Source organism: Burkholderia sp. 3C, assembly GCF_054589155.1.
The window spans coordinates 1-17,220 of the sequence record NZ_BAAILN010000014.1; the positions used below are offsets into that span (position 1 = coordinate 1).

General features: G+C 65.4%; 19 protein-coding genes. 7 read left to right on the forward strand and 12 right to left on the reverse strand.

Going from position 1 to position 17,220, the window contains the following annotated elements:
- Positions 1-86 precede the first annotated feature (86 nt).
- Together epsC and ACYP33_RS02200 are read right to left on the reverse strand one after the other, a co-directional pair.
- Complete coding sequence (gene epsC / locus ACYP33_RS02195; protein WP_414448675.1) at positions 87-1,019, reverse strand: serine O-acetyltransferase EpsC; 933 nt, start codon at positions 1,017-1,019, stop codon at positions 87-89.
- Between the two features lie 160 nt (positions 1,020-1,179).
- Positions 1,180-1,416 (reverse strand): hypothetical protein, encoded by a 237-nt coding sequence (locus ACYP33_RS02200; protein WP_414440671.1) that lies wholly within the window; start codon positions 1,414-1,416, stop codon positions 1,180-1,182.
- 436 nt (positions 1,417-1,852) lie between these two features.
- Between ACYP33_RS02200 and ACYP33_RS02205 the strand changes: the two genes are divergently transcribed.
- Positions 1,853-2,317: a universal stress protein gene (locus ACYP33_RS02205; protein ID WP_414448676.1), complete on the forward strand. Its 465-nt coding sequence runs from the start codon at positions 1,853-1,855 to the stop codon at positions 2,315-2,317.
- A gap of 133 nt (positions 2,318-2,450) precedes the next feature.
- Positions 2,451-3,197 carry a fumarate/nitrate reduction transcriptional regulator Fnr gene (fnr, locus tag ACYP33_RS02210; protein ID WP_414448677.1) on the forward strand — a complete coding sequence of 249 codons (747 nt, stop codon included), beginning with the start codon at positions 2,451-2,453 and terminating at the stop codon, positions 3,195-3,197.
- Positions 3,198-3,303: 106 nt separating this feature from the next.
- Here fnr and ACYP33_RS02215 read toward each other — a convergent pair whose 3' ends face one another.
- A complete protein-coding gene (locus ACYP33_RS02215) occupies positions 3,304-4,194 on the reverse strand; it encodes a LysR family transcriptional regulator ArgP (protein ID WP_414440668.1) in 891 nt (296 codons plus the stop codon).
- Between the two features lie 101 nt (positions 4,195-4,295).
- On the opposite strand from ACYP33_RS02215, the gene ACYP33_RS02220 reads away from it, so the two are divergent.
- Entirely contained in the window at positions 4,296-4,919 is a 624-nt protein-coding gene (locus tag ACYP33_RS02220) for a LysE/ArgO family amino acid transporter (protein ID WP_459619442.1), read from the forward strand.
- 93 nt (positions 4,920-5,012) lie between these two features.
- Here the strand turns inward: ACYP33_RS02220 and ACYP33_RS02225 are convergent, their stop codons facing one another.
- Together ACYP33_RS02225 and ACYP33_RS02230 are read right to left on the reverse strand one after the other, a co-directional pair.
- Positions 5,013-5,717, reverse strand: coding sequence for an SDR family oxidoreductase (locus tag ACYP33_RS02225; protein WP_459619444.1), 705 nt, complete (start codon positions 5,715-5,717; stop codon positions 5,013-5,015).
- A 377-nt stretch (positions 5,718-6,094) separates the two neighbouring features.
- Positions 6,095-6,304: a hypothetical protein gene (locus ACYP33_RS02230; RefSeq protein ID WP_459619446.1), complete on the reverse strand. Its 210-nt coding sequence runs from the start codon at positions 6,302-6,304 to the stop codon at positions 6,095-6,097.
- Between the two features lie 103 nt (positions 6,305-6,407).
- On the opposite strand from ACYP33_RS02230, the gene ACYP33_RS02235 reads away from it, so the two are divergent.
- Positions 6,408-7,289, forward strand: coding sequence for a LysR family transcriptional regulator (locus ACYP33_RS02235; RefSeq protein ID WP_459619448.1), 882 nt, complete (start codon positions 6,408-6,410; stop codon positions 7,287-7,289).
- 12 nt (positions 7,290-7,301) lie between these two features.
- On the opposite strand, the gene kdgR is transcribed toward ACYP33_RS02235, so the two are convergent.
- The 5 genes from kdgR to ACYP33_RS02260 form a co-directional block, all read right to left on the reverse strand.
- On the reverse strand, positions 7,302-8,162 hold the full coding sequence (kdgR, locus tag ACYP33_RS02240; RefSeq protein WP_414440662.1) for a DNA-binding transcriptional regulator KdgR: 861 nt from the start codon (positions 8,160-8,162) through the stop codon (positions 7,302-7,304).
- 86 nt (positions 8,163-8,248) lie between these two features.
- The gene (locus ACYP33_RS02245) at positions 8,249-9,286 is read right to left on the reverse strand and encodes an alpha/beta hydrolase (RefSeq protein ID WP_414448681.1); all 1,038 of its coding nucleotides are present in this window, start codon (positions 9,284-9,286) and stop codon (positions 8,249-8,251) included.
- 69 nt (positions 9,287-9,355) lie between these two features.
- A complete protein-coding gene (locus tag ACYP33_RS02250) occupies positions 9,356-9,781 on the reverse strand; it encodes an organic hydroperoxide resistance protein (protein WP_414440660.1) in 426 nt (141 codons plus the stop codon).
- A 224-nt stretch (positions 9,782-10,005) separates the two neighbouring features.
- Entirely contained in the window at positions 10,006-10,572 is a 567-nt protein-coding gene (locus ACYP33_RS02255; protein ID WP_414440659.1) for a TetR/AcrR family transcriptional regulator, read from the reverse strand.
- Positions 10,573-10,737: 165 nt separating this feature from the next.
- Positions 10,738-11,655 carry a LysR family transcriptional regulator gene (locus tag ACYP33_RS02260; RefSeq protein WP_459619451.1) on the reverse strand — a complete coding sequence of 306 codons (918 nt, stop codon included), beginning with the start codon at positions 11,653-11,655 and terminating at the stop codon, positions 10,738-10,740.
- Between the two features lie 160 nt (positions 11,656-11,815).
- Between ACYP33_RS02260 and ACYP33_RS02265 the strand changes: the two genes are divergently transcribed.
- Positions 11,816-12,763, forward strand: a complete 948-nt coding sequence (locus tag ACYP33_RS02265) for a carbon-nitrogen hydrolase family protein (protein ID WP_459619453.1) — start codon at positions 11,816-11,818, stop codon at positions 12,761-12,763.
- 174 nt (positions 12,764-12,937) lie between these two features.
- Here the strand turns inward: ACYP33_RS02265 and ACYP33_RS02270 are convergent, their stop codons facing one another.
- Both ACYP33_RS02270 and ACYP33_RS02275 read right to left on the reverse strand, forming a co-directional pair.
- On the reverse strand, positions 12,938-13,681 hold the full coding sequence (locus ACYP33_RS02270) for a protease pro-enzyme activation domain-containing protein (RefSeq protein WP_459619455.1): 744 nt from the start codon (positions 13,679-13,681) through the stop codon (positions 12,938-12,940).
- A 215-nt stretch (positions 13,682-13,896) separates the two neighbouring features.
- Positions 13,897-14,886, reverse strand: coding sequence for a LysR family transcriptional regulator (locus ACYP33_RS02275; protein WP_459619457.1), 990 nt, complete (start codon positions 14,884-14,886; stop codon positions 13,897-13,899).
- A gap of 138 nt (positions 14,887-15,024) precedes the next feature.
- Here ACYP33_RS02275 and ACYP33_RS02280 point away from each other — a divergent pair, with 138 nt between their 5' ends.
- Together ACYP33_RS02280 and ACYP33_RS02285 are read left to right on the forward strand one after the other, a co-directional pair.
- Entirely contained in the window at positions 15,025-15,762 is a 738-nt protein-coding gene (locus tag ACYP33_RS02280) for a class II aldolase/adducin family protein (RefSeq protein ID WP_459619459.1), read from the forward strand.
- A 50-nt stretch (positions 15,763-15,812) separates the two neighbouring features.
- Positions 15,813-17,177 carry an MFS transporter gene (locus ACYP33_RS02285; protein WP_459619461.1) on the forward strand — a complete coding sequence of 455 codons (1,365 nt, stop codon included), beginning with the start codon at positions 15,813-15,815 and terminating at the stop codon, positions 17,175-17,177.
- Positions 17,178-17,220 lie beyond the last annotated feature (43 nt).

The window sequence follows — 17,220 nt, forward strand, 5'->3', positions numbered from 1 at the left end:
TCGATGCGGAATCCCAACGATTCGATGCCGGGCACCGGCCACGGCGCGGCTCCCGAAAACGCTCACCTTCGGGCGCCGCGCCGCGGTCAGTCCTGCCCGTTGTTCTCGGTCCGGCCGCCTTCGCGCACCTTGCCCTGCGCGACGCTGCTGCCCGGCGGCACGCTGTGCGTGAGCCACACGTTGCCGCCGATCACCGAGCCGCGCCCGATCGTGACGCGCCCGAGGATGGTTGCGCCGGCATAGATCACCACGTCGTCCTCGACGATCGGATGGCGCGCGTTGCCCTTCACGAGCGTGCCGTCGCCATCCGACGGGAAGCTCTTCGCGCCGAGCGTCACCGCCTGATAAACGCGCACGCGCTCGCCGATGATCGCCGTCTCGCCGATCACCACGCCCGTGCCGTGGTCGATGAAGAAGCTCGGGCCGATGGTCGCGCCCGGGTGGATGTCGATGCCGGTGGCCGAGTGCGCGATCTCGTTGACGAAGCGCGCCAGCAGCGGCACGCCGAGCCGGTGCAACGCGTGCGCGAGGCGGTGATGCATCATCGCCAGCACGCCCGGGTAGCAGAGCAGGATTTCGGTGATGTGCTGCGCGGCCGGGTCGCCCGCATAGGCGGCATGGATGTCGCTGACCAGCAGCGCGCGGATCGACGGCAACTGGCGGCCGAGCGTGTGGGCGATCTCGAACGAACGTTCGTCGAGTTGCGCGGCCGGCGCATCGGCGTATTCGGGCAGAAACGGCAGCACGCGGCGGATCTGCTCGTGCAGCACGCGCAGCGTCTTCTCGAGCGTGTGGCCGACGTAGAAATCGACGCTCTCGTCGGTCAGGTCCGGCGCGCCGTAGTGCGTCGGAAACAGCGAGGCGCGCAGGCCGGTGACGATCTGGCAGATCGCGTCGCGCGAAGGCAGCTCGCGAATGCCGCGCGGATGCCGCGTGCGGTGCAGCGTTTCGCGCGATTCGCGCAGTTCGGCAACGATCTGTTCGAGATCCCAGGTACGGACAGCAGACGAATTCGACATGGCACATGACACAGACAGCCGTGCCCGGCGCGCGAGGGGCCGGAGACAGCCGCGCTGGTGAAATAAGAGGGATGGCAGGACCGACAAGATTACCGCGTTTCGCCTGCGCCCGCGAAACCCGGCCAGCACGGGCGAGCCGATGCGTATCCACGCCGCCCGGCTAGACGGTCTTGTTGCTCGCGTCGATCCAGCGCACGGCCCAGTCGCGCGCATGCGCGATGGCGTCGCTTTCGTCGCCGAAATGGAGATCCGAAGGGAAAAAACGATTCGCGACCAATTCACCATCGCTCGATCGGGAGATCACCACATAGGGCTGGAACAAGCCGTCGCTGATCCGCGCCGGCGCGCAGTTCAACAGGTAACCGCGATGCGTGAATGCCGTTGTCGTCGAGTGCATGAGCTGCCCCACCTTAGGTCCCTTGCGTTCTTCTTCACTACACGTCGTTAGGGTGCCGCGGCGCCCGTTGCGGGCAGGATTCGCACGGCCGGCGCGATCTCGCCGCGCCATCTCGAAAAAGCATCATACTCGGTCGCTCCGGCGTCATCCAACCGAAATAAAAGCGTTCAGATCGGCCGGCGGCGCACATGCCGCTACAGCCAAGCATTGCGGCGCCGCAGCGCGGGTTTATCCCGATCGGGCAGCGCGATGTTGCGCCGTCGGCACGCAACACGGCCCAACCGCGCCGTCGCGCCGGCATCTCCACATCGTGAAAATGTCGCGGTCGCGGGCCGATGCAAGCGCCGATGCGCTCGGTTATCCTCCAGACGGTCAGCGCCTGCACGACACGTCCGGCGCAGGCCGGACGATTCCCTTACCGCACCCCGGAGCCATCATGTATCAGCGCATCTTCGTCGCCGTCGACGGCAGTGAAACCTCGCGTCATGCATTCGATTCCGCGCTTGCGCTCGCGCGCTCCGAACGCGCCACGCTGCGCGCGTTCTACGCGATCGAAAACGCCGCGCTCTATTACAACGTGCCGGGCTACGACCCGTCGGTGCTGCGCCAGCAACTGATCGCGCAGGGCGGCGACCTGACCCAGGAATTCGCGCGCCTGATCGCCGCGGCCGGCGTGCAGGGCGACGTGATCACCGGCGAGGCCACCACACTGGCCGACGTCGCGTCGCTGATCCTCGACGCCACCAAGGAATACGGCGCCGACCTGCTGGTGCTCGGCACGCACGGCCGCCGCGGCTTCAAGCGGCTAGTGCTCGGCAGCATCGCCGAGCAATGCATCCGGCAGGCCACGTTGCCGGTTTTGCTGATCCCGACAGCCGCCGCGCATCAGGACGACGCATAAGACAATTCGGAAAATTGATTGCTTTGCCGTGGCGCAACGGGAATGCACGCTGCGTCGCGGCGTTTTGCCGCTCAGTTCGGGGAAACCCCGGTGGGAAAATGTTTCGGTTGTGATTTCTTGAGCGAGCACCACCATGCTGACCCCCATCACGCGGCAACCCGCCCGCCCCCGCTCCACCACCTCCTGGGCACCTCACCAGGCCGCCCATTGCTCGACCTGTTCGATGCGCCATCTCTGCATGCCACAGGGCCTCAGCAACGAGGCGGTCGAGCGCCTCGAATCGGTCATCGGCGCCGCGCGCCCGGTGCGCCGTGGCGAAACGCTGTTTCGCGAAGGCGATATGTTCGACAGCCTCTATGCGGTGCGCTCCGGTGCACTGAAAACCGTCGCCACGCGCCAGGATGGCCGCGAGCAGGTGGCCGGCCTGCACCTCGCCGGCGAGGCGCTCGGCTTCGACGGCATCGCCGGCGATCAGCATCCGCGCACCGCCGTCGCGCTGGAAGACAGCACCGTCTGCGTGATCCCCTACTCGCCGTTGCGTTCGCTGTGCACCGAAGCCAGCACGTTGCAGGCGCGCGTGCTCAAGCTGATGAGCGAACAGATCGTGCGCGAAACGTCCCAATCCGTGTTGCTCGGCTCGCTGAACGCCGACGAACGCGTGGCGGCCTTCCTGATCGACATCTCCTCGCGCTATCGGCTGCGCGGCTACTCGTCATCCGAATTCAACCTGCGCATGACGCGCGAGGAAATCGGCAGCTACCTCGGCATCACGCTCGAAACGGTCAGCCGCACGCTGTCGAAGTTCCAGCGCGCCGGCCTGCTGTCGATGCAAGGCCGCATCGTGCGCGTGCTCGATTTCGACGGGCTGCGCGCCGTCTGAAGGCGGCCGTGCATCGCGGCTTCATCGGTTGTCCTCAGCAATACCGCGCGGCGCCCTTCGGGGCGCCGTGTCGTTGCATCACCGTCTTCACGCGCATCGATCGATATCAATCGAGCCAGCGCGCCGCCTCGGTCTTCAAGGCCCGACTGAATTCGTCAAGCCAGCCGATCGACAGCCGCCAGCTTTGCCAGTAAAGCTCCACGTCGATGCTGCGTCCTGCCGACAAATCGATCATCTCGCCCGCCGCCACCTGCCGCTCGATCATCCGATCGGGGCACATGCCCCAGCCCAGCCCCGTCTCGCACGCGCGCAAATAACCGGCCACGTGCGGAATCCAGTGCTTCGGCGGATCGAGATCGGCGCGCGTGGCACGGCGGATGAAGCGCGATTGCAGGCTGTCCTTCGGGCTGAACGTCACGCACGGCGCGCGACGCAGCGCATCGCGCGTGAGGCCGTCCGAGAAATAGCGCGCATGGAATTCGGGCGAGCAAACCGCGTGATAGCGGATGCTGCCGAGCCGCGTCGAGCGGCAGCCCTGAATCGGCTCGGCCTGCGCGGTCACGGCGCCCTGCACGCTGCCGTCGCGAATTCGCTCGGCCGTGTAATCCTGATCGTCGATCACCAGATCGAGCAGCGTGCCGCTTTGCGAGCAGAACGGGCCGACCGCATCGATGAACCAGGTCGCCACGCTGTCGTCGTTCACCGCGATCCGCAAGGTCGGCCACGCGCCGCCGATGCCCGGCAACTCGGGCGCCTGGCCCGACAGCTCCGCCTCCAGCAACTGCACGCGCTCGGTATGGCGGCACAGCAGCGCGCCCGAGGTGGTCGCCACGCACGGCTGCCCGCGCTTGACCAGCACCGCGCCGACGCGCTCCTCCAGCAGCTTGATGCGCTGCGAGACGGCCGACGGCGACACGTTCAGGTCCTTCGCCGCGCGTTCGAACGATCCGTGCCGGATCACCGCCGCCAGCGCGTCGAGCAACGCATAGTCGAGCATGAGTTTTCCTTCATCCGCATTAGGGAAATTAGCTTTTCTTAGCTATACCGAAGCCGCAGACTAGCGCCATCCGAAGCCCAAGTCTACTGTCCCTTATATCTATGAACTGGATCGCCTTCTCCCACGGCGTGGCGCTGTGCGCCTCGCTGATCGTCACCATCGGCGCGCAGAACGCCTATGTCTTGCGCCAGGGTATACAGCGCGCGCACGTCGGCAAGATCGTCGTGCTTTGCACGCTCTCCGACATGCTGCTGATCGCGGCCGGCGTCGGCGGCGCCTCGGCGCTGGTGGTGCGTTACCCGACCTTCATCCACGGCGTGCTCTACGCCGGGCTCGCCTATCTGGCGTGGTTCGGCCTCAGCGCGCTGCGGCGCGCACTGAAGCCCGGCCATGCCACGCTCGACACCGGCGCGGCCGGCGGCGTCGCGCCGCCGCCGCAAAGCGCATGGACGGTGATCGTCGCGACGCTCGCGCTGACCTGGCTCAATCCGCACGTCTATCTCGACACGTTCCTGCTGATCGGCACGGCCGGCGCGCGCGAAGCCGAAGGCACGCGCTCGGCCTTCGCGGTGGGCGCGATGGTAGTCAGCCTGGTGTGGTTCGTCGGCCTGGGCTACGGTGCGCGCCTGCTGGCGCCGTGGTTCAAGAAGGCGATCGCGTGGCGCCTGCTCGACGGCGCGATCGGCGGGATGGTGCTGTGCCTGGCGGCCGTGCAGTTGCATTGATGTTCTCTTGCGGCGTGACGTGCGCAGCCCCAAACGACAATGCCGGCGCGCGCACGAGGCGCCGCCGGCGTGGTCGATGCGACACGAGCTGGTTTATTGCGAGCGGACGATCCCGCCATCCACGCGAATGTTCTGCCCGGTGATGTAACCGGCGCCGTCCGACAGCAGGAACGCCACCGTCTTCGCGATTTCCTGCGTCTTGCCGAAGCGGCCGGCCGGAATCCGCGCGACGATTTCCGGCGTTTCCGGCCAACTGTCGATGAAGCCCGGCAGCACCGAGTTGATGCGGATGTTCTCGCTGGCGTAGCGGTCTGCGTAGAGCTTGGTGAACGAACTGAGCGCGGCGCGCAGCGCCGACGACACCGGCATCGACTGCTCGGGCGCGTCGGCCGCGAAGCTCGAAATGTTGATCACCGCGCCGCCGCCCTGCTTCTGGAACACCGGCGTCACGCGGCGCAGCACGCGCGCCACGTTCAGCACGATCAGATCGAGGCCGAGATGCCACTGCGCATCCTCGACGGCCAGCAGGTCGCCCTTGGGCGGATGGCCGGTGTTGTTGACCACGGCGTCGATGCGGCCGTACTTCGCCAACGTGCCTGTGACCAGCCGCTCGATGTCGGCGTCCTCGGTCACCGAGCCGGCCAGCCCGAAGCCGCCCAGTTCCTCGGCCAGACGCACGGCGCTGCCCGACGGCGACATCAATGCCACGCGATAGCCTTGCGCGGCCAGTTCGCGGGCGATTTCGGCCCCCATGCCCTTGCCGGCGGCCGTGACGAGCGCAACTTTCTGTGCAGACATGATTTCTCCCGAGATTCCGAATGAATGGGAGGCGGCCGATACGCCCGCCTCGTGCATTCGGCACTGTAGGACGGCACGGCGCGCGTGTCGAATCATCAAATCTGCATCGATTCAGTAGATTTTCTACTGTCTTTCCGATTTTTAGTCCTGCCAATTCGTGCTGAATCGGCAATCTCGTCGACAATTTTTCTACAGCCTACAACCTCCCCTGGCCAACCAGCGGCGATACCGGCGCGTCAGGCAGGCATCCGCGAGCTGCTGGCGGATCAGTGCGCCGACCGGCCAGACCTCCACGCGGCGCCTGCTCGGCGAACTGGCCGGCGCGCCATTGACAGGGCTGGATCGCAAAACCGGCACGGCCTGAGCGAGCTCGGACCCTACAAACCGCGCCGAGGCCAGTTGCGGAACGAGACGATCGCGAAGCTCACGGCGATCGAGCCGCTTGCCGCCGGCTGCGACGCCTCGCTCTCGACCGTCGCGAATCGCCCTCGCGCACGCTTGCCGGCCTGCGATGCAGGCTGCACCGGCAGCGCATCCGGCAACGCTTCGTCGGCGGGACAACAGGGGTTCGGGCGTCGGGCACGCATCGCGGTTCCTTTCCGGCATGCCGGCATCGAAAGAGATGTCATTGAACGCGTTCGCCATCGATACGTAAAATGAATGTTTCGATCGATCCGATAACCCTGCGGAATGGAACTGAAACTACTGCGTGCCTTTCTGACCGTCGCCGAACTGCGCCATTTCGGGCGCGCCGCCGACGCGCTGCACCTGAGCCAGCCGGCACTGAGCAAACAGATCGGCGCGCTCGAAACGAGCGTGGGCGGCCGGCTGTTCGAGCGCGGCCGCCACGGCGCGGAGCTGACGACGTTCGGCGAAACCTTCGTGACCGACGCGCAATCGCTGGTGCGCGATGCCGACGAGATCCTCGCGCGCGCCCGCGAAACCAGCGGCGGCAAGCGCGGGCATCTGCGCATCGGCATCTGTTTGTCGGTGTTGACGCTGGTGCCGCCGCTGATCGCCGAATTCCGGCGCCAGCATCCGCTGGTGTCGATCACGCTCAGCGATCTGTCGTCGGCCGAGCAGACGCGGCGCATGCTGGCCGGCAAGCTGGAGGCGGGGTTCCTGCGGCTGCCGTCGGCGCCGGGCCTGGCTTCGTTCGGTGTCCTGGACGAACGGCTCGCGCTGGCGCTGCCACCGCAATGGGGGCAAGTGAAGGTGCCTGCGCAACTCGACGCACTCAACGAACTCGGTTTCGTGATGCTGCAGCGCTCGCGCGGCGCAGGCCTGGCGGCGCAAGTGGACCGCTGGTGCCGCGCGCGCGGCTTCGTGCCGAACGTGAGCCAGCAGGCGGAGGATGTGCAATCGGTGTTGGCGTCGGTGGCCGCGGGAGCCGGCGTGGCGTTCATCCCGTCGGGCGCACGGCATTTGCTGCGCGACGCCACCGTGCAGGAGCTGCGGGATCGCGATGCGAAATGGCGCGTGGGCCTCGGCTGGCCCGAGGCGCGTCACGATGCCGTGACGGCGCGCTTCGTGTCGTTCATGCGCGGCGCGCTGCGTAAAACAGCGGCCTGACGACGCGAGTGTTCAGCGCGGTGCGCCCGGCTTCGGCCCCGGCCACTCGCCGCGATAGCCGATCCGCGCCGAGATCGCCTGCCCCGCCTCGCGCAGCAGCGCGACGTAATGCGTGGTGGTGTTCGCGCCGCAGCGGATCGTCGGAAACGAAATCGACAAGCCCGCCACCGCATTGCCGAAGCGGTTGAAGATCGGCGCCGCGAGGCAGCGCAGCCCCTCTTCCTGTTCTTCGTCATCCTCACCATAGCCTTGCCGGCGCACCTGCGGCAGCACCGCCAGCAAGGCCTCGGCCGAGGCCAGCGTGCGCGGCGTGGACAGCTTGAACTCCACGCGCGCGAGCGTTTCGCGTTGTTCGTCCTCGGGCATCCAGGCCAGCAGCACCTTGCCGATCGCGGTGCTGTGCAGCGGATTGCGGCGCCCCACGCGCGATTGCATGCGCAGGCCGTAATCGGCGTCGATCTTGTGGATGTAGATGATGGCGTCCTCGTCGAGCGCGCCCAGATGGATCGCCTCGCGCGTGGTGGCCGCGATGCGCCGCATCTCCAGATCGGCCTCGCGCACCAGATCCACGCTCTCCAGCGCCTTTGCGCCGAGTTCGAACAGGCGGATGCCGAGGCGGTAACGTTCGGTGCCGGCCTCGCGCACCACGTAACCGAGCGTGTCGAGCGTGTGCAGCAACCGCTGCACGGCCGTGCGCGACATGCCCAGTTGCAGCGACAGCTCGGCCGCGTCGCACGCGCCGCGCGCGCCGACGGCCGACAGGATCGTGAAGACCTTGCCGACCGCCGCAACCGATTCCGTGCGCTCGCCGCCGGCCTCTGCAGGCGCGGCGGCGTCGGGGCCGGCGCCGCGCGATTCAGGCGTTGATTTCATGGCGGGCATCCGTGAGATTCGAAACCGCCAAGGATAGCCTGTCGCGCGGCCCCTGCGTCAAGGTGCAGGGGGCAATGCGATACCGCTCAGTTCAGGCGCGCCTTCAACTGGTCCGCCATCGCCTTCATCGCCGAGCGGGTCGCCGGGTCTTCGGCCAGGGCGTTCAGCAATCCGAAATCATGGATCGTGCCGTTGTAGCGGGTGGTGGTCGCTTCCACGCCGGCCGCGTCGAGCTTGCGGCCGTAGGCTTCGCCTTCGTCGCGCAGCACGTCGAATTGCGCGACTTCGATCAGCGCCGGCGGCAGGCCCTTGAGCTCGTCCGTCGAGGCGCGCAGCGGCGAGGCGTAGATTTCGTTGCGCTGGGCTTCCTGCTTCGTATAGGCATCCCAGAACCACTTCATCATCGGCCGCGTCAGGAAGTGATCCTTCTGATACGCGAGATACGAGCCGTCGTTGAAGTTGTGATCCGTCACCGGCCAGAGCAGGCCCTGGAAGCGGATCGCCGGGCCGCTCTTGTCCTTTGCCATCAACGCCACCACCGTCGCCATGTTGCCGCCCACGCTATTGCCCACCACCGCCAGGCGGCTGCCGTCCACGCCGATTTCATCGCCGTGCGCGGCCACCCACTTCGTTGCTGCGTACGCCTGATTGATCGCCACCGGATAGCGCGCTTCCGGCGACGGCGTGTAGTTGACGAACACCGCCACCGCACCCGATTGCACCACGAGGTCACGCACCAGGCGTTCATGCGTCGGGAAGTCGCCGAGAATCCAGCCGCCGCCGTGGAAGAACATGAACACCGGCAGCGTGCCCTTCACGCCTTCCGGACGCACGATCGTGACCGGCACGCTGAGGCCGTCCTGCTCGATCGTGCGGTTCGTCACCTCGATGCCCGACAGATCCACCTTCACGCTGTTCTGCGCACCCACCAGCACCTGCCGCGCCTTTTCGGGCGACAGCGTTTCGAGGCCCGGCCCTTTCGAGCCGTTCAGTGCCGCGAGGAAGCGGCTCGTGACCGCATCCGGTTGATTGGCCGGCACGGCCGGGTTGGCCGGGCCGGCGGCGAAGGCAGAGGTGGCGGCGGCGATCGCGGTGGCGATCAGGGCGAACTTGACGATCTTCATGATGGATTCCTCAGCAATATGGGTGACGATGACGATGGCGTAATGGTGAACAGCGTGTGCGGACGGCGCTCAGACCAGCGTGAGCGTGACGTCGATGTTGCCGCGCGTGGCGTTCGAGTACGGGCAGACGATGTGCGCCTTCTCGATCAGCGCCTGGGCGGCTTCGCGCTCCATGCCCGGCAACGCGATCTTCAGTTCCACCTCGATGCCGAAGCCGTTCGGGATCGCGCCGATACCCACGCTGCCGTCGATCGCCACGTCGGCCGGGATCTTGATCTTGTCGCGCGCCGCAACGAACTTCATCGCGCCGAGGAAACATGCGCTGTAGCCGGCGGCGAACAGTTGTTCCGGGTTCGCGCCTTCGCCGCCCGCGCCGCCGAGCTCGCGCGGCGTGACCAGCTTGAAATCGAGCTTGCCTTCGGGCACCACGGCACGGCCGTCGCGGCCGCCGGTTGCGTGAGCGTGGGCACGGTAGAGAACGTTTTCGATCGACATGATGGGCTCCTGATTCCTGATGAGTAAGTGAACGGTTTTTAAATCTATCTACTACAAGGTAGACATAACAACTCAAAAAATGCAGACCGGGTGGCCTGCGCTGGGTGTTGCGAACGACGTGTCCTGCTGGTGTTGCCCGCCAATTTTATCTACTCATAGATAGATAACCGGCTTCAATAAAAAGGCGGTGGACCGCCTTGTGTCTTCTTGTGTGACCTCCGCCGTCAGGCGCGTGCTTTCCACGCCTTTTCGACTTCATCCAGCCGTGCCTTCTGCTGGAACAACCGGCTTGCCAGCACCGCGCCCTGATAGGCCGCGTACAGCGTGCGGGCCGCGTGCTCCGGCTTGCCGCTGAATGCCAGCGTGCCTTCCTTCGCCCCTTGCGCCAGCAGTGCCGCCAACCAGCGCTCGTTCGCGCTGAAGAAGGCCTGCACGGCGTGCCGCACCGTTTCCGGCAAGGATTCGATGTCGGCTGCCAGCATGCCGCACAGGCAGATGAGGTTGCCATCGCCGAGCGTCTTGCCGAACAGCCTGGTGTAGCGGCTCAGCTTTGCGTCCGCGGCCAGCGAAGCATCGATCGTATCGATGCCGGCCATCACACGCTCGCTGTACTGCTGCACCGCTTCGAGCACCAGGTCGTCCTTCGCGGGGAAGTAGTAGTGGATGCTCGACGTCTTCACACCCACCCGCTCGGACAGATCGCGGTAGCTGAAACCGTTGAAGCCGCGCAGCATGATCAGCTCGATCGCGTGCTCCAGCAGTTGGTCTCGGACGGGTGTTTTCGTTTCCATGGGTCGTAATATATCTACTGGAAGGTAGATGGTCAAGGGGGTGTTGGAAATTTTTTTGGGGGAGCCGCGCACATAGGGTGACAGAGTATGTGCGACTGGCCACACAGTTCTGCACCTGGATACTGCGAAAGCGAGTTTCACCGTCTTACCCGTCGCTTGCTGAACTTACGAACCCGATAGCCTTTCCGTCAACCAATCGATCATGGCCCGCACCTTCAGCGGCAGGAAGCGGTTACGCGGATACAGCAGCCAGACCGGACCGCTGTAGACGCGCGGTTCGAACGACCAGTCGGACAGCACTTGCCGCAACGAGCCCTCACGCAGGAAATCCTTGACGGCATAATCCGGCAGGCTGGCGATGCCCCAGCCCGACAAGGTGGCGTCGGTTCGCGCGCTCACGTCGTTGACGATGTAGCGCCCGTGAACTTCCACGGTATGCATTTGCGTGCCGCGCCGAAAAATCCATTTGCCGTCGTTGGCGTGGTCGCCAAGCTGCAAGCAATCGTGCTGACGCAGCGCCTCGGGTTCTTCCGGTATCCCTCGCTCATGCAAGTAAGCAGGCGATGCGCAGAGCAACCAACGTACGGTGCCGAGCTGGCGCGCGATTAAACCCGGCGGCGGCGTGGGTGTGGGCCGAAGCACGAGATCGATCGGATCGCGCACCGGATCGACCTCGCGATCCTCGAAAAACAGCTGGACTTGAACCCGGGGGTGTGCGCGCAGAAACCCATCGATCAACGGATGCACCACGCTCTTGGCGTAGGCAATCGGCGCGCTGACACTGACCCGGCCGTGTGCCTCGGCGCTGAGATGCCCGGCGGTATCGACCGCATCGGCGGCCGAGTGAACCATGTTGTGGCAGTAGTGATAAACCTGCGTACCGGATTCGGTCAGGCGGAGGCTGCGCGTCGAGCGTTCCAGCAGCTTGACGCCGAGCGCCCGCTCGAGCCGCTGCATTTGGCGGCTTACTGTCGAGGGCGTGGTACCCAGCAGCCGCGCGGCCGACGAGAAATTGCCGGCCTCGACCACGGAAGCGAAGGTGGCCAGATCGGGCAACAGAGAATGCAGCTCACTTGGGGTCATCGGTAGGCGGCCGTGTCATGGGGGCTCGTTTGTGCATTTCAAACATAAATCCTGTTCCGGCTCGGGGGATTATCGCGATACGAATCGATGATGACAATGCAAATCAGTCAAAACGTGCATAAGTCAAAGGAGGGAAATTGCGATGTCGGATAGAGATGGCTTGACCGTCGGCTTGGCGCAGATCGCGCCGATTTGGCTCCAGCGCGAGGCCACCCTGGCCAAGGTGGAGGATTGGATCGGCCGCGCAGCGCAGGCGGGCTGCGGCTTCGTGGCCTTCGGTGAAGCCTTGGCGCCCGGCTATCCTTTTTGGATCGAACACACGGATGGCGCGCGCTTCGAGTCGCCGCTTCAGAAGGAAATTCATGCGCACTATCTGGACCAGGCCGTTCAAGTGGAGGCAGGACATTTAGCCGGTGTCTGCGCCGCCGCCGCGCGGCATGAGATTGCCGTCATGCTCGGCGTGATCGAACGCCCCTTGGATCGGGGCGGCCACAGCGTTTATTGCTCGCGCGTGCATATCGGCGCCGATGGCCGGATCGCCTCGGTGCATCGAAAATTGTTGCCGACTTACGAAGAACGCCTAAGCTGGGCGCCGGGTGACGGCCACGGGCTGCAAACCCACCCGGTCGGGCCGTTCATGGTGGGCGGCCTGAATTGCTTCGAGAATTGGATGCCGCTCTCGCGTGCGGCGCTCTACGCGCAAGGCGAGGATCTGCACGTTGCCCTCTGGCCGGGCAATGTGCGCAATACGGAGAGCACGACACGCTTTCTGGCGCGAGAAGGACGCAGCTACGTGCTTGCCGTAAGCGGTCTGCTCAGACGCGAGGATGTGCCGTTGGACAGCCCCGTGGCGGCCATGCTGAACAACGAGCATTGCCCCGAAATGCCGGCCAATGGCGGGTCGTGCATCGCGGGACCGGACGGCGCCTGGGTGGTGGAGCCGGTCCAGGGACGAGAGGAGCTGATCGTCGCCACGCTGGATCATCGCGCAGTGCGGCGTGAAAGGCAGAACTTCGATCTGGCTGGGCATTATGCACGCCCCGATGTCACGCGGCTGATCGTGGACCGCCGGCGCCAGAGCTTAGCGACCTTCGAGGATATGACCTGAGACGAATCGTGTAGCCAAACGGCAAGTGGGTTCTCTTTTCCTATCGACCAAGGAGAACTCGATGAAGAAGCGGCACATCGACCAATCATCGATCAGCGGCGTTTAGCATTCCCTGCGCGGCCCACCCCGAGGCCACCTCAATGAGTACCCTCGGGGAATTACCGACTTAACAGGTTACTCACCAACTGTCGTATCCCCACCGCTTGGCAGGTTGCCAGCGTGATAGATACCGACGAAGTCGCTCGGCCAATGGCCGGTCACGGAAGGAATAGCCCCCGCTGTCTCGGCCGACCGGCGCAGTTCCGCTGGTGACGGCACCGTATCATTGATCGGGTTAGGCGATCGCCGACCGTTTGTGCGCAGCAAAGTGACATTGTCCAGCCCGATCACGCCGTCAACGATGGACGAGATCGAGGGCGGAAGCAATGCTGCTGACGTATTCGCATAGACGGAGCGCCCATCATCCATGGCGAACACATGCATTCCAGTCTGAAAGGCGCGTTGAATGCTGGAGGAGTTCCCTCGGGCGGAAACAAACAGCCTGTTTGGCGCGACTTCGATGCGCGTCAATCCGTGACGATTCAGATAATCCACAACACGCCGCGCTTGATCGTTGCTTGGTGCATAAATGGAGCGAAATTCTTCGACACTGAGATGGCGAGGCTTGCCATATCCAGAATCAGAAGTTAACGCATTTATCAGCTCATCAAATTGAGCCTTGTTGCGCAGCTTGAGCGGGAAAATAATTGGGAACGTATCGGCAGATTTCGGCTCTGCGCCGTGGGCGAAGGCGAGTTCTTCGCGTATCGACAGGTTATGCTCCGCCGCGAAGCACTGGGTTTTAGGTGTCGAGTTATAAACTGCAGCAACTGATTGGTCCGCATGTGCAAACACCGGAAGCATAACGAGAGCCGCCATCTGCACGATGCGCAGGGGGAATTTTTCATTTTCAATTAATTTCCTGCAATAAATAAGATTGTCTGGATTGGTGAATCAGTTGGACGATTGGCCGTATTTTGGGCGAGAAGAATGAGCCGCCAGACGACCAAGATCGATGCAATGGATGATCGCCCGAGGGGCTCGTCAGGATTTCCTGTCAATTGCCGGCGCCCGGACCACCCAACCGCCTCGATTCAGGGAATACGCGGGCCGATCGGCAACAACGCGCCCAGGGCCTGCGCGGTCAGGTCCGCTTCGCGGCGCACCCAATCAAGAAATGCTCGAATGCTTTCACGTCCGGCCGCGCGTTCGGCCACGACCGCGTGATAGGCCACGCCCAGCGCCTCGGCCGGCGCGAACGGCGCGAGCAGCCGGCCGCTCTCCAGCGCGGCCAGCGCGAGCGCCGGGGAACTCGCCACCACGCCGAGCCCATCCGAAGCGGCTTCGATCGCGAACATCGCGTGCGAGAAATGCCGCCCGTCGGCATCGGGCGGCAGCGTCAGGCCGCGGCTATCGGCCCAGCGTTGCCAGAACGATTCACCGCCATGCAACAGGCCGCGATCGTCGTGCAGCAAGGGCAGGCCGAACAACCGCTGCGGCTCGGCCAGCAAGTCCGCCGAACACAAGGCCGGGCTCAACATCGGCGTAACACTCAGTGGCATCACGGCGGCCGCTTCCAGGCCGGGGTAACGGCCGTCGCCAAGCATCATGACCACGTCCACTTCCTCGGCCCATTGGTAGACGCTGTCGCGCTCGCTTTCGCTGCTCGTCCATGAATGCCCGAAGCCATGCATCCGCGAGATGAGATGCACGTCGAGATCGGGACGATGCACCAGGAAGCGATGCAGGCGCGGCATCAGCCAGCGGTTGGCGAACGAGGGCGGGCTGCTGATGGTCAGCGTCTCCTTGTCGCGATAGTGGCTCAGTTGCAGCATCGACTCGCGCATCGCCTCGAAACTTTCGCGCAGCTTGGGCAGGCAGGCGCGCGCCGCCGGCGTCAGCGTCAGCCCCTTGCGGGTGCGCTCGAACAACTCGATTCCGAGGAATTCCTCGAGCACATGCACCTGGTGACTGACGGCGGCCGGCGTGACATTCAGCTCCTCGGCGGCTTGCCGGAAACTCAGGTGGCGAGCCGCCGATTCGAAGGTTCTCAGGGCATTCAGCGGTGGCAGGTAGTTTGGCATGGCGGTTCGTCAGGACAACATAAAAACATCGGCGCGGCACACGAGAAATTCTTGTCGGGTCGGCAAGGATTTCTCGCGTGACGCCGGCAACGCGCATCGATAGGCTTCGCTCACCCTGCAACCCGACCCGGCAGCCCCGTGACCGATCTCACTCCTTCCCCTGCCCCCTCGCCCGAATTGCGGCACGAGCTGGTCATGGCGAACCGCATCCTCGCGCAACGCGGCGTACTCGATGCGTTCGGCCACGTCAGCGTGCGGGACCCGGCACGGCCCGAGCAGTTCCTGATCTCGCGCTCGCGCGCCGCGGAGCTGGTCGAACCCGACGACATCGTGGCCATGAATCTTGACGCAAGGCTGGTGGACGGATATCGGGGAACACCCTATCTCGAAGCGCCGATCCACGCCGAGATCTATCGCGCACGCCCCGACGTGATGGCGATCGTGCACAGCCATGCACCGTCCGTGATTCCGTTCGCGGCCTCGACGGTTGCGCTCGCACCCGTTTATCACATGGCCGGTTTTCTCTCGAAGGGCGCGCCGGTATTCGATATCCGAACCTGCTTCGGCTGCACCGACATGCTGGTGCGCAACGGCGAGCAGGGCAAGGCGCTGGCGGCCTCGCTCGGCCAGGCCGCTGTCGCGCTGATGCGCGGGCACGGCTTCGTGACCACCGGCGAGACGCTGGCGGTGGCGGTCTATCGCGCGATCTATACCGACCTCAATGCAGCCTCGCAGCAGAAAGCGATCCAGTTGGGCGGCACCGTGACCTATCTCGACGAAGGCGAAGGACGGCTCGCCGACCAGACCAATATCGGCGTGATCGAAAAAGCCTGGAGCCTGTGGAAGCACGAGGCGGAACGCTCGCGCCTCACGTGACGGCCGCCGCGACACACCAAACGACAACGACAACGACATCAGGAGACATCGTGAGCGAACACCCCGGCCCCTCGTTGGAAGAATTCATCGATGCGCGTCCGCTATCGGCCAGGCAGTTGCTGATTGCCGTGCTGTGTTTCCTGGCCGTGCTGCTCGACGGCTTCGACTCGATCCTGGTCGGCTTCATCGCGCCGTCGATTCGCGCGGCATGGCAGTTGTCGCCCGCGCAACTGGCGCCGCTGTTCGGCTCCGGCGTGGTGGGCCTGATGATCGGCGCGCTGGCGATCGGACCGCTGGCCGACCGTTATGGCCGCAAAACCGTGCTGGTGGCGAGCGTGGCCGCGTTCGGCTTGTTGACGCTGGTTTCGGCCGCCGCGCCGTCGCTGCCGGTGCTGATCGTGCTGCGTCTGCTGGCCGGGCTCGGGCTCGGCGCGGCGATGCCGGGCGCCATCACGCTGACCGCCGAATACTGCCCGCGCCGGCATCGCGCGATCGTGGTGACCGCGATGTTCTGCGGCTTCACCGGCGGTGCCGCGATCAGCGGCATGCTGGCCGCCTGGCTGATCGGCGACTTCGGCTGGCGGGCGGTGCTGGTGGCGGGCGGCGTGCTGCCGCTCGCGCTGGTCGTGGCGATGCTCGCGTACCTGCCCGAATCGGTGCGTTTCCTGGCCTTACGGCCCGGCCGGCAGGCCGCGATCGCGGCGATCCTGGCGCGCATCGCGCCGGCGGCGGATCTCGCCTCGTTGCGGCTGCCTTCGCGTGATCCCGCACCCGCTGCGCGCCCGACCCTGAGACGTCTGCTCGCCCCCGATATGCGCGGCGGCACGCTGCTGATCTGGGTGGTCTATGTGTCCAGCCTGCTGGTGCTGCTGTTCCTCAACAGTTGGCTGCCGACGCTGCTGCTCGGCATGGGCGTGCCGTTGGCCAAGGCCTCGATGCTGGCCGCCACGTTCCAGCTCGGCGGCACGTTCGGCGCGATCGCACTCGGCTACCTGATGGACCGCTACCGCGCCTGCCTGGTGCTGACAGCCGCCTTTCTCGCGGGTGCGCTCGCCCTGCTCGGCATCGATTCGATCGGCACCGCCAGCGCAGCGTGGGTGCCCGTGCTGGTGCTGATCGGCATCGGTACGGGCGGCGCACAGACCGGCGCGCACGTGGTGACCACCAGCTTCTACGACACCGCCAGCCGTTCCACCGGCATGAGCTGGGCGCTCGGCGTCGGCCGCATCGGGTCGGTGGTGGGCTCGATGTCCGGCGGCTACATGCTGGCCGGCCACTGGCCCAGCGGCGCGATGTTCGGCCTGATGGCGCTGTGCCTCGCCATCGCGGCTGCGGGCAGCTTCGCTCTGTCACGGCATCCGCGCCTGCGCGGCGGCTCGCCGGCGGCCGACACGCCGGCGACACGCTCGGCCTGAACCCCCTTTCGCCTTGCACGCACGCCGCGATCGATCGCGGCGT

Bases quoted from the DNA above. Each gene is read 5' to 3' on its own strand.
- ACYP33_RS02270 (WP_459619455.1), bottom strand. From the start codon at position 13,681: ATGGCGGCTCTCGTTATGCTTCCGGTGTTTGCACATGCGGACCAATCA.
- fnr (WP_414448677.1), top strand. From the start codon at position 2,451: ATGCTGACCCCCATCACGCGGCAACCCGCCCGCCCCCGCTCCACCACC.
- ACYP33_RS02200 (WP_414440671.1), bottom strand. From the start codon at position 1,416: ATGCACTCGACGACAACGGCATTCACGCATCGCGGTTACCTGTTGAAC.
- epsC (WP_414448675.1), bottom strand. From the start codon at position 1,019: ATGTCGAATTCGTCTGCTGTCCGTACCTGGGATCTCGAACAGATCGTT.
- kdgR (WP_414440662.1), bottom strand. From the start codon at position 8,162: ATGAAATCAACGCCTGAATCGCGCGGCGCCGGCCCCGACGCCGCCGCG.
- ACYP33_RS02215 (WP_414440668.1), bottom strand. From the start codon at position 4,194: ATGCTCGACTATGCGTTGCTCGACGCGCTGGCGGCGGTGATCCGGCAC.
- ACYP33_RS02225 (WP_459619444.1), bottom strand. From the start codon at position 5,717: ATGTCTGCACAGAAAGTTGCGCTCGTCACGGCCGCCGGCAAGGGCATG.
- ACYP33_RS02255 (WP_414440659.1), bottom strand. From the start codon at position 10,572: ATGGAAACGAAAACACCCGTCCGAGACCAACTGCTGGAGCACGCGATC.
- ACYP33_RS02250 (WP_414440660.1), bottom strand. From the start codon at position 9,781: ATGTCGATCGAAAACGTTCTCTACCGTGCCCACGCTCACGCAACCGGC.
- ACYP33_RS02235 (WP_459619448.1), top strand. From the start codon at position 6,408: ATGGAACTGAAACTACTGCGTGCCTTTCTGACCGTCGCCGAACTGCGC.
- ACYP33_RS02220 (WP_459619442.1), top strand. From the start codon at position 4,296: ATGAACTGGATCGCCTTCTCCCACGGCGTGGCGCTGTGCGCCTCGCTG.
- ACYP33_RS02205 (WP_414448676.1), top strand. From the start codon at position 1,853: ATGTATCAGCGCATCTTCGTCGCCGTCGACGGCAGTGAAACCTCGCGT.
- ACYP33_RS02245 (WP_414448681.1), bottom strand. From the start codon at position 9,286: ATGAAGATCGTCAAGTTCGCCCTGATCGCCACCGCGATCGCCGCCGCC.
- ACYP33_RS02260 (WP_459619451.1), bottom strand. From the start codon at position 11,655: ATGACCCCAAGTGAGCTGCATTCTCTGTTGCCCGATCTGGCCACCTTC.
- ACYP33_RS02230 (WP_459619446.1), bottom strand. From the start codon at position 6,304: ATGCGTGCCCGACGCCCGAACCCCTGTTGTCCCGCCGACGAAGCGTTG.
- ACYP33_RS02275 (WP_459619457.1), bottom strand. From the start codon at position 14,886: ATGCCAAACTACCTGCCACCGCTGAATGCCCTGAGAACCTTCGAATCG.